General features: G+C 59.3%; 17 protein-coding genes. 10 read left to right on the plus strand and 7 right to left on the minus strand.

The features are described 5' to 3' along the window. Positions 1-73: 73 nt before the first annotated feature. Entirely contained in the window at positions 74-940 is an 867-nt protein-coding gene (locus tag ACO08A_RS22525) for an SDR family oxidoreductase (protein ID WP_422038169.1), read from the minus strand. A 113-nt stretch (positions 941-1,053) separates the two neighbouring features. On the opposite strand from ACO08A_RS22525, the gene ACO08A_RS22530 reads away from it, so the two are divergent. Beyond that, on the plus strand, positions 1,054-1,524 hold the full coding sequence (locus ACO08A_RS22530; protein ID WP_422038170.1) for a winged helix-turn-helix transcriptional regulator: 471 nt from the start codon (positions 1,054-1,056) through the stop codon (positions 1,522-1,524). On the opposite strand, the gene ACO08A_RS22535 is transcribed toward ACO08A_RS22530, so the two are convergent. Together ACO08A_RS22535 and ACO08A_RS22540 are read right to left on the minus strand one after the other, a co-directional pair. Continuing rightward, positions 1,494-2,372, minus strand: coding sequence for a hypothetical protein (locus tag ACO08A_RS22535; RefSeq protein ID WP_422038171.1), 879 nt, complete (start codon positions 2,370-2,372; stop codon positions 1,494-1,496). The genes ACO08A_RS22530 and ACO08A_RS22535 overlap by 31 nt on opposite strands. 9 nt (positions 2,373-2,381) lie before the next feature. Continuing rightward, positions 2,382-3,200 carry a helix-turn-helix domain-containing protein gene (locus ACO08A_RS22540; protein WP_422038172.1) on the minus strand — a complete coding sequence of 273 codons (819 nt, stop codon included), beginning with the start codon at positions 3,198-3,200 and terminating at the stop codon, positions 2,382-2,384. Between the two features lie 97 nt (positions 3,201-3,297). Here ACO08A_RS22540 and ACO08A_RS22545 point away from each other — a divergent pair, with 97 nt between their 5' ends. Next, positions 3,298-3,684, plus strand: coding sequence for an MAPEG family protein (locus ACO08A_RS22545; protein ID WP_422038173.1), 387 nt, complete (start codon positions 3,298-3,300; stop codon positions 3,682-3,684). 61 nt (positions 3,685-3,745) lie between these two features. On the opposite strand, the gene msrB is transcribed toward ACO08A_RS22545, so the two are convergent. Continuing rightward, entirely contained in the window at positions 3,746-4,204 is a 459-nt protein-coding gene (msrB, locus tag ACO08A_RS22550) for a peptide-methionine (R)-S-oxide reductase MsrB (protein ID WP_421983586.1), read from the minus strand. A gap of 81 nt (positions 4,205-4,285) precedes the next feature. Beyond that, positions 4,286-5,263, minus strand: a complete 978-nt coding sequence (locus tag ACO08A_RS22555; protein ID WP_422038174.1) for a GGDEF domain-containing protein — start codon at positions 5,261-5,263, stop codon at positions 4,286-4,288. A gap of 427 nt (positions 5,264-5,690) precedes the next feature. On the opposite strand from ACO08A_RS22555, the gene ACO08A_RS22560 reads away from it, so the two are divergent. From ACO08A_RS22560 to ACO08A_RS22595, 8 genes are all read left to right on the plus strand, one after another. Then, a complete protein-coding gene (locus ACO08A_RS22560; protein WP_422038175.1) occupies positions 5,691-8,087 on the plus strand; it encodes a putative monovalent cation/H+ antiporter subunit A in 2,397 nt (798 codons plus the stop codon). Next, positions 8,087-8,506, plus strand: a complete 420-nt coding sequence (locus ACO08A_RS22565) for a Na(+)/H(+) antiporter subunit B (protein ID WP_306145290.1) — start codon at positions 8,087-8,089, stop codon at positions 8,504-8,506. The genes ACO08A_RS22560 and ACO08A_RS22565 overlap by 1 nt, the downstream gene beginning before the upstream one ends. Further along, positions 8,506-8,883 (plus strand): Na+/H+ antiporter subunit C, encoded by a 378-nt coding sequence (locus tag ACO08A_RS22570; protein WP_319382643.1) that lies wholly within the window; start codon positions 8,506-8,508, stop codon positions 8,881-8,883. Before ACO08A_RS22565 ends, ACO08A_RS22570 begins: the two co-directional genes overlap by 1 nt. Before the next feature lie 5 nt (positions 8,884-8,888). Next, entirely contained in the window at positions 8,889-10,496 is a 1,608-nt protein-coding gene (locus ACO08A_RS22575; RefSeq protein WP_422038176.1) for a Na+/H+ antiporter subunit D, read from the plus strand. After that, complete coding sequence (locus ACO08A_RS22580) at positions 10,493-10,969, plus strand: Na+/H+ antiporter subunit E (protein ID WP_422038177.1); 477 nt, start codon at positions 10,493-10,495, stop codon at positions 10,967-10,969. The genes ACO08A_RS22575 and ACO08A_RS22580 overlap by 4 nt, the downstream gene beginning before the upstream one ends. After that, a complete protein-coding gene (locus ACO08A_RS22585) occupies positions 10,966-11,322 on the plus strand; it encodes a cation:proton antiporter (protein ID WP_319382641.1) in 357 nt (118 codons plus the stop codon). The genes ACO08A_RS22580 and ACO08A_RS22585 overlap by 4 nt, the downstream gene beginning before the upstream one ends. Further along, complete coding sequence (gene mnhG, locus ACO08A_RS22590; RefSeq protein WP_422038178.1) at positions 11,319-11,663, plus strand: monovalent cation/H(+) antiporter subunit G; 345 nt, start codon at positions 11,319-11,321, stop codon at positions 11,661-11,663. Before ACO08A_RS22585 ends, mnhG begins: the two co-directional genes overlap by 4 nt. Positions 11,664-11,982: 319 nt before the next feature. Continuing rightward, entirely contained in the window at positions 11,983-12,399 is a 417-nt protein-coding gene (locus ACO08A_RS22595) for a MucR family transcriptional regulator (protein WP_306145296.1), read from the plus strand. 70 nt (positions 12,400-12,469) lie between these two features. Here the strand turns inward: ACO08A_RS22595 and ACO08A_RS22600 are convergent, their stop codons facing one another. After that, entirely contained in the window at positions 12,470-12,901 is a 432-nt protein-coding gene (locus ACO08A_RS22600; protein WP_421983581.1) for a SufE family protein, read from the minus strand. A gap of 269 nt (positions 12,902-13,170) precedes the next feature. Beyond that, positions 13,171-13,623: a DUF5330 domain-containing protein gene (locus tag ACO08A_RS22605; protein ID WP_422038179.1), complete on the minus strand. Its 453-nt coding sequence runs from the start codon at positions 13,621-13,623 to the stop codon at positions 13,171-13,173. Between the last annotated feature and the right edge of the window lie 323 nt (positions 13,624-13,946).

Consider the following 13,946-nt stretch of genomic DNA (forward strand, 5'->3'; position numbering starts at 1 on the left):
TCCTTGAAGTGATTGAGAAGCATCTTGAATGGATGCCGGAGGCCAAATGCCTCCGGCGGACGCACGCGCGTGATCAGGAGCCCGGTTTCGAAGCGCTGAGAATTTCGGTGACGTAGTCCGGCAGGGTCCGGGTCGGGCGAGCGATGATCTCCCGCAGCGCGGACGAGCTGTTGTAGAGTTCGCCTTGTGCCGTTCTGGCGCTTGCGTCAGCGATGGCCCTGGCGAACCCGTCGGGCAGACCCGCCCCTCTCAAGATGCCGGCATAGTCTTCTTCTGGCAGGTTTTGAAACGGAATCCGGCGGCCGGTCTGCCTTGAGATCTCGTTTGCCAGATCCTGCAGCGTGATGGCCTCGTCGCCCGCAAGTTCCACGGCGCGGGTTGAAAGATCGTCTCCGGCGATCGTGCGTGCTGCGGCTTCCGCATAATCATCGCGTCCGGCGATGGATGTCTTTCCGTCTGCGCTCGATCCGACAACAGCTCCGTGCTCCAGTGCGGCGGCGATCGTCCCCGCGAAGTTCTCAAGGTACCAGCCGTTGCGCAGGCAGACATGGGCAATGCCGCTTTTTTCAAGCAGCCTTTCCGTTTCGACATGCTCAGCGCCCAGGATGAGCTGCGTCCCGGGAACGTTGAGAAGGCTCGTGTAGGTAATGAATTTCACACATGCGGATTTCGCGGCCTCGATGACGGCAGCGTGTTGCGGCACGCGCCGGCCGAGTTCAGAGCCGGAAATGAGCAGGAGCCGGTCGACGCCCTCCAGGGCTTCCGGCAAGCTTGCCGGATCATCGTAGTCGAAGCGGACCACGCTCACCTGCGCAGTGGCAAGATCCTGCACCTTCTCCGGCGTGCGCACCAGGGCGCGGATCGGCTCGTTCCCAAGATCCTTCAAAAACCGCAGAACACTTCTGCCGAGCTGACCATTTGCACCTGTGACTGCAATCATCTCAAAATTCCTCGATCTGGATTGACGACATTTGTCGGATGCAGCCGATGTAGACTCTGTACTTACTTTTTGTTAGTACGCACCAAAAGGTTAGTTTTGAGAAACTTTGAAAAATGGCCGAAAACAGTCGATCAGATGCCGGGGGAGAAACCTCCGAAACACCGCCCGGACACGCGTCAGGGGTTGCTCTGTCCGAAATGATGCGGCGCGGGGAGCTGTTCAACCAGAACTGCCCGTCCCGGGAGATCCTCAAACACCTGACCAGCCGCTGGGGTGTACTGGTTCTGATTGCGTTGCTGGAGCGTGACCAGAGGTTTTCCGAGCTACGCCGCACCGTGGGTGGTGTCAGCGAGAAGATGCTGGCGCAGACCTTGCAGACGCTCGAAGCCGACGGGTTCGTCGACCGGTTTTCGCGCCCGGTCGTTCCGCCGCACGTGGATTACAGTCTGACGCCCATCGGCCGGGAAGTCGCCCTGCAGGTGCGGCAGATCGCGGACTGGATCGAGGTCAATATCGGGCGGATCCTGTCATCCAGGGCCGACAAATCGTCCGGTCAGGGCGACGGGCACACCCGGCCGGTCTGACCGTTGCGCAATGCCATTTCCACGCAGCGGCCATTGGACCGCTTCCTTGACTTGATCTCTGAGGGAAACTGTACCCGGTGAAGTTCCCCGGCGCGTCCGTTCTCGATGCCGACAACCCTCAGGGTCCGGCGGTCGTTCGAGGGAACCGCGATGTCGGGACGTCCGTCCGCGTTGAAATCGATGTCTGCAGACAGGTCCTGCTCGCGCGCGCCGATCCTGTGATTGGAAAAACCGGGGAGGGATGCAATGGGGACAAGGGCAGCACCGCGCCATTCCACGAAATAAAGCGTTCCCCCGATATGTGGCGTCTCGACATAGGCAATCTGCGGCTTGCCGCGCCCTGCATAATCCGCGATCCCGGCAATGTTGAGCCACCGGTTGGTTCTGCCGATCGGGTCCGTCGCCGCCAGTTCGACAAGCTTGCCGTCGCGCAGCCCGTAGATGGCGACGCTGCCACCGGCATTTGCGAACGAGCGGATGGTGATCACCTCGAAGCGCCCGTCGCCGTCCAGATCAGTGATCCTCGGCGTCCGGTCTTCGAAGACTTCGCTCTCCGGCAGGTGTAAGTCGAACATACGTCCGTCGCGCGTGGCAACGTGCAGCGAGCCGGCCTCGATATCGTCGCCCAGGATCGCGTGCCTGTAGCGGCGCGTCGGAGTGCCGTACCAGGCGGCAACCGCATCCTCTGTCCCGGCCCGGTAGATGGCATAGCTGCCGTCCGGCAGACCTCCGGCGGGGCGCTTTTCCGTACCGCTCCAGACATCATCGGCCACGTCAGACGCGCCTGCAGGCTGACCCAGCAGGAACAGGCAGGCGATGATGCAGGAGACTTGGGAAAGGGTTTTCAAGAAACGCTCCTATTCGGCGGCATCCAGGTTGCGCGGTGGTTTGGCCGCGGACAGAAGGCATTTTTCCGTCGCACTGTCCATCGGAACCATGAGTTCGATCGTCATGCCTTCGACCACGGCATCCTGGACCGAGGCGAGCTGTCCGAGCATGGAGGTCAGGCGAAGCCTGCTTCCGTCCGGACCGAGCACCTCGACCGGCACGAAAACCGGCACGTCCTCCCGGAAGGTCTCGTCCAGTCCGTCAAGCAAGCCGCTTGCATGGGCTTGCTGTAGCAAATCGGCGAGTTCGGGATCGTCTGCAGCTTCCCTGTAAAGACGCGCGGCGAATATGGGCGCCGCTTCCGTCCAGTTCAGCACGCGTTCGCGAAAGTCCGGCGACAGGAAAATGCGGAACATGTTCGGCGGTTCGTTCTGGTCGCCGATCACGCCGGCCAGAAACAGCTTGCCGGGCAGGTTGTGCCGAAGAATGGTCCAGCGCTTGTCGAGAACGAAGGCGGGGAAGGGCCAGTTTGCCAGGAGGCGGGTCTCAATGAGATCGAGTGCGTCCTGAACGTCCGCGGATTCCTCGGCCCTGCACTTGTAGGGGCTGGCAAAACCGGCCGTGTCATAAAGCACATGCGCCCGCGTCACCGGGAGACCAAGTTCCCGTTCAATTCGCTGGATCATGTAACGGCTTGGCTGTGCCCGGCCGGTTTCAAGAAAGGAAATGTGGCGCTGGGTCGAGCCGATGCGGCCGGCCAGATCCGACTGGCTCATTCCACGCTCGCTGCGAATGGATTTCAGGGAAGTGCCGAAGGCAGAGCCGTGCGCGTTCATGTTCGGGTCCATGGACAGTGTCTATTCCCTGCGGGGGAATTGCTGATGCTGCCGGAAAAACTAGGCTCCGGGCGACGTTCAATCAACACACGAACGCTGGAGCAACCTGATGATCACGTGGATACTTGCCGTTCTGGCCCTCTATTTCATCCAGATTTATGCAACCGCGCTTTTCCACCTGCCTTCGGTCAGCCTGTTGAAGCTTGCCGGCGGGCGCGATGAACTGCCGGACAAGGGCAGGCTGGGGCTGCGTGCCGACAAGGCGCTGGTGAACATGAAAGAAAATCTGCCGTTTTTTCTCGTTCCCGCAGTGCTTGCCTACGTCGTGCCGACCACCGACATGGCAATGGCCGTCCTTGGCGCGCAACTGTTCTTCTGGGGCCGCCTGGTCTACCTCCCGGCCTATGTGACCGGCATTCCGGGCCCGCGCTCAATCGCCTACATGATCGCGCTGGTGGGCAACATCATCACTGTTGCGGCGTTGTTCGGCATGTGATCGAGCCCCAGCGCAAGCGGCTGATATCGGGCCGGATACCCGGTCCCGGTCAGGGGCCGCTTCAGTCGCCGTTTTCCGCCTTTGCAGGTCTTCCGCCACCATGAACGAAGTTCATAGCGTGACCATTCAGGCAGTATCTGAGGCCGGTCGGATGGGGTCCGTCCGGGAAGACATGTCCCAGATGTGCATCGCACTGATTGCACCGTATTTCGGTGCGCACCATTCCATGCGACTTGTCTTCAAGTTCCCGGATCGCCTCGGGGTGCACGGATTCGAAGAAACTCGGCCAGCCACAGCCGGCGTCGAACTTGGTATCCGACATGAAGAGCGGCGCATCGCAGCAGATGCAGTCGTACCGCCCGACCAGCTTGTTGTCCCAGTAGGGACCGGAAAACGGACGTTCGGTGCCCGACTGGCGCGTGACATAGAATTGCTCTGCCGTCAGCTGGTTCATCCATTCAGCGGTCGTTTTCCTCACCTTGGGCGCTTTTTCTTCCGTTCTGGTGATGTCGTCGCTCATAATGAACTTCCCGATTTTCCTTCGTTTCGCGTTTAGATAGGAGGCTGTGCCAAAAGCTCAAGAAACATGAGTTTCCCGAAATCAACGGGTCAGCGTCTTGACGAGTGTCTTGACCCTGTTGCCGCCCTCCTGCCTTGCCTCGAATACACAATTTTCAGCCGCCGACAAAATGAACTCATGGCTTTCGGAAATGCCGTTCTGTTCCGCGACGGTGCAGACCGCTCCCACGGACGCGGTCATGACGCCGCCGGCGGCAGCATTGACCGGGTTCGGGATTGCCAGGTCCTCGATCGCGACCTGGATATAGGCGCTGATCGTTTCCGCTCCCATCCCATGGGTTCGGGGGAGCAGAAGCGAAAACTCGCTTGTCGCGGTGCGGGCGGCAATATCGGCCGGCCTGCGCGCGGTTTCCCTGAGCGTTCGCGCCACCTTGACAAGGCAGTCGTCCGCGGCCTGCGTTCCGGCGTCTTCTACGAAGGCGTCGAAACGGTCCAACGTCACCCTTATCAGGCTGGTGTGCGTCTTTTCCCGAAGTGCAAGCGCCCACTCGCGCCTGAGCGTGTCTTCAAACGCGTTTCGATTGTAGAGCCCCGTCAGCGGATCGCTCTGGGAGGCGGCCTCAAGCAAGCCCTCCAGCTCCCGACGTCTCGCGACATCCTTGAAAAAGATGACAAATGCGGCCGCTGCGCCCCCGGCGTCTTCCAGGATGTGGGTTGCGACGTCCGCCCAAACCGCGGACCCGGTCGCAGAACGCAGCTGCATTTCCGCTTCGGGCAACTGTCCGAAGGGGTCACCGTTGCCCGACAATATCCGGTGAAGGGCGCTGGCATCCCGGGTGGCCGTCTCGACATGCACAAGGTCGCCAACGTGGCCAGACAGCAGATCCACGGGCCAGCCGAAAAGTTCTTCCGTGGCAGGCGAGGCAAACAGGACAGACCCGTCCAGGGACACCACGAGAACGGCGTCGCTGCCGAGTTTCAAGATCTTTTCAAAATCCAGGGTTTGCGCGTGCTGCTGTTCAGTCCCGAGAGAATTCTTGTTTTTTGGTTCCAACGCCATAACTGCCTCGCTCAGCAACGGGTCGACAATCAGCCGCCCTTGGCCTTGCTCGCCTAAAAGGGAACGTTATTTGGTCTTTGAAATCAAGTGGCGACGCCGACTTCCTCCCTTTAGGTAAATCTGCGGTGGGGCCGTCGGAGACCGGAGAACGCGGGAATGCAACCCAGGATAAAGTCTTCTTCTCTGCTTGACGTGGATGAAACCCTTGTCCGCTCCCGGAAATGGGCGAAAATCACAACCGAGGTCGTGCTGCGCGCGAACAAATCGACAAGAGGGCAGAAAAATCGTGTCGGAAATGCTTGAAGACGCACAATCGTGAACCTAAGACATGTCATAAGTCTTCCGGCCCGCTATGATTTAGCGACAGGGTGTTGATTCGAACCGATCAACACAGGCCGTTTTATTGAAAACGTGACGAAAGATCAGCATGACGCCTGCAGTGATCGACGATACTACTTTGTACGCCGTACTCGCACCTTTTGCCGCTGCGGTCGTTGCGCCTTTCCTGACCCGCTGGCTCAAGCACAATGCCGCATGGCCGCTTGCGCTTGTTCCGGCGCTCATCTTCCTGCATTTCGTCGGGTTCATCGGTCCCGTCTCGCAAGGGGAGACATTCGTTGCCGCAAAGGCTTGGGCGCCAAGCTACGGCGTCAATTTCTCGGTCTATGTCGATGGTCTTTCAACGCTGTTCGGTCTGCTGATTTCCGGTATCGGCACCTTCATCATTCTCTATGCCGGGGGCTACCTCAAGGGACACCCGCAACAGGGAAGGTTCTTTTCGTTCCTGTTCCTGTTCATGGGCGCGATGCTCGGACTGGTTCTCGGCAACAACCTGATTTCGCTCTTCATTTTCTGGGAACTCACGTCGATCACGTCGTTCCTTCTGATCGGCTTCGACCATTTGCGGGCGGCGTCCAGGCGGGCGGCGATCCAGGCCCTGGTGGTCACGGGCGGCGGCGGGCTGGCGCTGCTGGCAGGCTTCATCCTGATCATTTCGGCAACGGGCGAGATCGAGATGTCGGAACTGCTGGCGTCTCAGGACATCATCAAGGATTCCGGGCTTTACCTGCCGATTTTCCTGCTGGTGCTGGGCGGTGCGTTCACGAAGTCAGCACAGTTCCCGTTCCATTTCTGGCTTCCGAACGCGATGGAGGCACCTACACCGGTTTCCGCCTATCTGCACTCCGCAACGATGGTGAAGGCGGGCGTCTATCTGCTGATGCGCATGCATCCGCTTCTGGGCGACACGGTGCTCTGGACCACGGTTCTGCCGCTGTTCGGTGGCATTACGCTGCTTGTCGGCACGATTCTCGCCGTGCGCCAGACGGACCTGAAGCTGATGCTGGCCTATACCACGGTCGCCTCGCTCGGGCTCCTGGTGATGCTGACCGGTACGAGCTACGAAAAAGCGCTGGAAGGCGCCGTTCTCTATCTGCTCGCGCATTCCCTTTTCAAGGGGGCACTGTTCATGGTCGCCGGGACCATCGACCATGAGGCCGGCACACGAGACGTGACCAAGCTGGGCGGTTTGCGAACCTTGATGCCGATCACTTTCGCAGCAGCTTGTCTCGCTTCGCTTTCCATGGCCGGTCTGCCGCCCTTCATCGGGTTTATCGCCAAGGAAATTCTCTATTACGGCACGTCCGACATTTCTGCACTCGGGCAGCTCGGTATCATTGTCACGCTCGTTGCCGTTGTCGGCAACGCGCTGATGCTGGTCATCGCCGCTGCGGTTGCGATCAAACCGTTCCTGGGCGCCGAGGTGAAGACGCCGAAACACGCGCATGAAGGGCCTGTCCTGCTCATCGCCGGGCCTGTCGTTCTGTCCGTGACCGGTGTCATTCTGGCGCTGGTTGCGCACACGACCGGCGTGCTGTTCATCGGACCGACCCTGTCGTCGCTTCTTGGCGAGTTCACGCAGATCGACCTGCACCTGATCCCGACGAAGATCAACGCGCCCGTCATCCTGTCCTTCATCACGGTTGGCCTTGGGGTCCTGCTGTTCACCCAGCTCGACAGGATGCGCAGCATGATCGCGTCCGCGCTGGAAGCGATCGGCTGGGGGCCGGACAAGGGGTTCGACCAGGCGGTCAGCGGCATCGTCTCGATGGCAACCGCCGTCACCCGGCTGCTGCAAACTGGAAAGATGCAAACCTACATGCTACTGACGTTCGTCTTCACGGCGCTCGCCGTGTTGCTGCCGGGTTATCTGACAGGCAGCTTTCCGGCGCTGCCCAAGCTTCCGGAATACCGGTTCTATGAGTGGGGCATCCTGCTGATCGCCGTGCTCGGACTGATCGCGGTTCTGATCGCGAAAACGCGCCTGACGGCGATCGTTTCACTGGGCGTCCAGGGATTTGCGGTTGCGCTCATCTTCATGATGTTCGGCGCGCCGGACCTGTCCTTCACCCAGTTCATGGTGGAAACGCTGTCGGTGGTCATTCTCGCGCTGGTGATGACACGTCTCAATCTGTCACCGCGCGATCACCGGTCTCTGGCGTCAAGCGTCGTTACCGGCGTGGTGGCCGTGGCCGTCGGTCTCGGTCTCATGCTTACGCTGCTTGCGATCACGCAGCAGCCGTTCGACAGCCGGCTGTCGGAGTTCTTTACCGAATTCAGCCGCTCCATCGCACATGGACGGAACATCGTGAACGTGATCCTCGTCGATTTCCGCGGCTTTGATACGCTTGGTGAAATCGCGGTCGTGGTCCTGGCGGGCCTGTGCGTGCTGGCGCTGATCCGCATCAAGACTCGGACGCCCGAGGACACGGCGGACAAGACATCCGCGGCTCCGGCCGAAAATCAAACTGCGGAGGTGCGCTGATGCGGACGGTCATCTTCCGGACAATCGCGCCATACCTGGCCGCCCTGATGGTCCTGTTTTCGATCTTCGTGCTGTTGCGCGGGCACAATGAACCCGGCGGCGGCTTCATCGGCGGCCTGATTGCGGCGTCCGCCCTCGCGATCTTCGGGATCGCCTGTGGCGTGGCATCGGTTCGGCGCGCCATCGTGTTTCACCCGATGAGCATTTCGGGCTTCGGACTGTTCATCGGTGCGCTTGCGGGTGTCCTGTCCTTCTTCAAGAACCAGGCTTTCATGACCAGCCAGTGGCTGATCTTCGACCTTTTCGACGTTGAAATCGCCCTCTCGACACCGCTTGTCTTCGATATCGGCGTTTACCTGGTTGTCGTCGGCGCGATCGGTTCGATTGCCCTTGCGCTGGAAGAAAGGGAGGCCGACTGATGGAGACCGGTGTTGCCATTCTGATCGGACTGTTTTTCACCGTTGCCGTCTACCTGATGCTGTCGAAGCATCTGGTCAGGATCCTGCTCGGGATCGCGATCCTCGGGAACTCGGTCAACATGCTGATCTTCACGAACGGCCGTCTGACGCGGGAAATCCCGCCGCTCATTCCCTCTCACCTTTACACCCCGGAGACCGCGACCGCGAACCCGCTGCCACAGGCGCTGGTGCTGACGGCAATCGTGATCTCCTTCTCGTTTTTCGCGTTCCTGCTCGTCCTGGCCTTCCGGGCCTATCAGGAACTGGGAACCGACGAAGTGAACAAGATGCGCGTCGCCGAACCTGACAACGACCCAACTCCGCCACAAGGGTACTAAGCTTTATGGCCGGTTCTTCTGTTCCCGTCGACTATTCCGACGCAATGATCGTCACGCCGATTGCTGCGGGTGACTGGCTGATCGTCGCGCCATCGCTGATCACGATGGTCGGCGGTGCCCTGTGCCTGATGCTCCGCAAGAATACCGAGCTTCAGCCGAAGCTCGGGGTCGCATTGCTCGGTCTCCTGGTTCTTGCGAGCCTGGGGCTTCTTATCCGCGTGCTCGACCATGGGGTGATCACCATGGTCATGGGCAACTGGCTGCCGCCGTTCGGTATTGCGGTCACGGCCGATCCGCTCGGAGCGACCCTGACCTTCATCGGTTCGGTCGTAGCATTCTGTGCCGGCATATTCGGGATGAAGACCGTCAGCAGTTCCGGCCGCCGCTATGGTTTCTATCCGTTTCTGCTGCTGCTCATGACCGGTGTCTGCGGATCGTTTCTCACCGCCGACGTCTTCAACCTCTATGTATGGTTCGAGGTTCTGCTGATCTCGTCCTACGGATTGCTCATCCTCGGAAACGATCGCATTCAGCTTGACGGCGCTGTGAAATACGGCGTGCTCAATCTTGTCGGCACGAACCTGTTCCTGATCGCCACGGGCCTTCTCTACGGCATATTCGGCACGCTCAACATGGCGGATATCGCGGTAAAGGTCGACAGTCTCGACAACCCGGCATCGGGCACGCTTGCGACGGTCGCAGCCCTCTATTTTCTGGCCTTTGCCATGAAAGCGGCCGCCTTTCCAGTCAATTTCTGGCTGCCTGCCTCGTACCACACGCCAAATATCGTCGTGTCGGCGGTGTTTGCGGGACTGCTCACCAAGGTCGGGGTCTACGCCCTGATCCGGATCTTCGTGCTTATCTTGCCCGCCTCGCTCGACTACATGGCGGACGTCATCGGCATTGTCGCGATTGCGACCCTGATCACAGGTGCGCTCGGCGCCCTGGCGCAAAGCGAGATCCGGCGTCTTCTGGGGTACCTTGTCATCGCCGGCATCGGCTCCATGCTGGCGGGTCTCGCCGTCGCTTCGAGCGACACGCAGGCGACGCTCGCGATCTCGGGCGCGATCTTCTATGCGGTCCACTCAATCATCGTCATGACGGCGCTCTACATGGCCGCCGGGATCATGGGCATGATGGGCGGTTCGTTCAATCTCCGGCAGCTCGGAGGCCTCTACCACAAGAGTGTCGCCTTTGCCGGCGTGTTCCTGGTCCTGGCCTTCGCCGTCTCCGGTCTGCCGCCGTTTTCCGGGTTCTGGCCGAAGGTGATGCTTGTCGATGCCGCTTTCCAGAGCGACAGGTTCTGGCTGGGCGCCGCAATCCTCGTGAGCGGCTTCCTGACGACGCTCGCCATGGGACGTGTCTGGATCTATGCCTTCTGGCGGGGTGGGCCGGAAGGCACCGCCGATGGGCAGAGCGTGGCGGTCGCCGGGTCGCCGGATGAGCAGCAGCTCGGCAGCGGTGCGGTCTGGTTGCCACTGGGTGTTCTTACCGCACTTGTGGTCTATTTTGGATTGCAGCCCGAGTGGATGATCGAGCTGGCGACGCAGGGTGCGAGCAGCGTTGTCGATCCGTTCGGCTACATCCGGTCAGTTCTTGGAGAGCAGGGATGACGAGCCTTTTTCTCACGAATATCCTCATGGCCCTTGCCTGGGGGGCCGTCACGGGCAGTTTTTCGGAGATAAACCTGGCCTTCGGGTTTGTGCTGGGCTCCGGCGCGCTTTACCTGATCCGCGAGCAGGTCGGCACATCCGCCTACTTCCGCAGGATCGGGAAGGCGGTCGGTCTCGCGGCGACATTCGTCTACGAACTTGTCCTGTCGGCATGGCGGGTGGCGATGATCGTGTTGCGGCCGAAAATCGAATTGCAGCCGGGCATCATCGCGTTGCCGCTCACCGTCGACACGGACTTTGAAATCACGATGCTCGCCAACCTCATCACGCTGACTCCGGGCACGCTGTCCGTCGATGTTTCAGAGGATCGCAAGACACTTTTCATCCACTGCATCGACGTTCCGGACCCGCAGGCGACGATTGACGACATCAAGGACGGATTTGAACGCAAGATCATGGAGGCGTTCCGATGACCCCGTTTGAGCTCTTTGCATCCCAGTTCCTTGACGTTGCGGTCAAGATCTCGCTCGGGATCCTGACGATCTCCTTCATCGTGATCGTTTACCGAACGGTCAAGGGGCCCGGATTGCCGGACCGGGTGGTGGCACTGGACATGCTCGTTGCCGTGGGGATCGGCTTCATTGCAGCCATCGGCGTGTCGACGGGCATCTACCTCTACATCGATATTGCCATCACGCTGGGGCTCGTCGGGTTTCTCGCGACTGTCGCGTTTGCCCGGTTCATTCTCAACAGGGGCCTTGCCGGCGACGAAACGATCATGGACGAGGTGGAGGAAAGCATCAAACGCAGGGAGGCAGGACAGTGAGCGCCATCGTTGAGATTGTTTGTGGTCTGATGCTCATAACCGGTGCTTGTTTTGCCTTTGTGGCCTCTCTCGGTCTGGTGAGGCTCAAGGATGTGTACATGCGCACGCATGCTGCGTCCAAGGCGGGCACGCTCGGGTCAGGGCTCATGCTGCTCGCGCTTGCCGTCGAAGCGGGCGACCTTTCCGTCGTTACGCGCGCTATCGCGGGAGTTGTGTTTTTCCTGCTGACAGCCCCAATTTCGGCTCATTTGCTGGCAAAAGCTGCTTATGCGGCAGGCTATCGCCCCTGTGCCGACACCAAAATCGATGCCTTGGCGGAAACTGTTCGTCCAAAGGATTAATTTTGCGCGGACAACTGTCCTGCGAACACAAAGGAATGTCGTAAGGGAATACTATTGCTCACTTGTCGACTTTGGTGTTTTGGCAATAGACGGTATTTATAGAATTCGACTTTTATTGCCGTGATTTGTTTTTTATTTGATTTTCGGGGTTGTGCCAGATCGAGCGCGGCTATATAAGGCTGTGACCAACACCTGCTAAGTAGAATCGCTTTAGATTAGATATTCCGCAAGTAACGTCATTTTTTAAGCGTTTTCGGAACAAATTACTTGCAGGTCTATACCGATGGAAAATTCGAGTTTGGAAGAGAACGGGTGAAAAATGACTGATAATCCGGTGGATGCTAATCTGATTGATCTTACGGCTGACATCGTCTCCGCTTACGTGAGCAACAATACGGTTGCTTCGACCGATTTGCCGAGCCTGATCAACGAAGTTCACAGCGCACTGCAGAAAACAGCGTCCGCTTCCAGTGAACCGGAGCCGGAGCCGCTGAAGCCGGCTGTTCCCGTCAAGAAGTCCGTCATGCCGGACTACATCATCTGCCTCGAAGACGGCAAGAAGTTCAAGTCGCTGAAGCGTCACCTGCGCACACACTACAACATGACCCCGGAAGAATACCGTGACAAGTGGGACCTGGGTGCCGACTATCCGATGGTTGCGCCGAACTATGCGGCGGCACGGTCGGAACTGGCGAAAAAAATGGGCCTCGGCCAGCAGCGCAAGCGTTCCAAGTAACGTTTGCGATCCGCGCCTGGCCAAGCCAGATGTTTTGAGAGCTGCCTTCGGGCAGCTCTTTTTTTTTTTGCTATGCGGCTGCGAGCGCGTTCTGGGCATCCGACCGGATACGCCCGACCATGGATCTCAGGCCGTTTGAGCGTTGCGGTGTGAGGTGCTCCTGCAATCCCAGCTGCGCAAAAATGCCCTCGACGTCCGTGTCGAGGATTTCCTGTGCAGTCTTGTTGCCGAACAGGGACGTCACAATGGCGACCAGGCCCTGGACGATCAGGGCGTCGCTGTCCCCCCTGAAAGTCAGCACGGGTTCTCCACCCGCGCCGTCGCTTACATTCGTGATCAGCCAGACCTGCGACACGCAGCCGCGCACCTTGTTGGCATCGGTCCGTTCCGCCTCGCTCAGCGGCGGCAGCTCCTTGCCCAGATCAATCAGATATTTGTAACGGTCTTCCCAGTCGTCCAGAAAATCGAACGTTTCAAGGATTTCAGCGATGTCGGTGGCCATGGCACTCGTCTTTGCAGGTCTGTTGCGCCTTCATATAGCTTGCGCGACGGAAAGTGCAAATAGCGGACGAAGTGACCTTGTGCAGGGGGGGAAGACACACGGGCGGGAAAAGAAAAATACGCCGCAGATGGAATGGGCAGCTATCCATCTGCGGCGCAGCGGTACGAGCCGCTGAAGTTTAGCCGTCGTTGCTGCGTTTCGCAGCAGCGCTCAAGCGGGGCGCAAAGGGCCGTTGAACCGGACGACACCTCCGGACAACGGCAATGCACTCAGGTATCGCGACCTGAGACGGGTTTGGGCCGCGGAATTGGCCCGGTGACAGGCCCTGTTCGGGAGCCTGGATTTCTGGAAGGAATGATCGCGGAGTGCCCGTTGCCGGCCGTGCCAGACAGCGTGACGGCGGCAGGAGAGGTGGAGCCCGTCACGAGACCGTCCTCGATTGCCTGGCCCTGCTCATCCTTTTCGAAATACTGGTAGACGATCAGCGCGCCATCGCGTGCACGGCTTCCGATCGCGGTCAACGCGTTGCCGCCGGTTTCGCAGGCTTGCGGATTTCGATTGCAGAAACCGCCAATGTCCGAGACCGTCGCCTGCGCTGCAAGAAACGCGGAAACCGGGTCGACTTCGACGGTCTTTTCGGGTGTGCTGGTCTGGTTCGATCCGAGCGGAATCAGCACCAGCACCAAGGTGAGCCAGAAGGCCGTCCTCAGAAGAAACAACATTTTGCTACCCATGTCAGTTCGAGTTCAGACGCCGATGCGTTGCCGGCGCTTTTGTTATGGTCGAACCGTAGCAGGGACAGAAGAATGTCAGGTTGAATGAGCCGGGGCAATTTTCGTAAAATAAAACATGCATTTAAGGCAAGTTTTCTGAGAAATTGATTCAAATTTTACCGATCGGGCTCCATGTCCTTGATCAGTGTCGCTTTTTTGCTTTTTTTCGAGCGTTCGCAGTTATCCTTTATCGTTCATTAAGTGCTGCAGCCGACAATGGCCACCAGGAAGGCGAAAGCGGAAGTTTTCGTGGGATTCGTGTGGTAGTATCG

Source organism: Roseibium sp. (assembly GCF_965232425.1).
In the GTDB taxonomy this organism is placed as follows: Bacteria; Pseudomonadota; Alphaproteobacteria; order Rhizobiales; family Stappiaceae; genus Roseibium.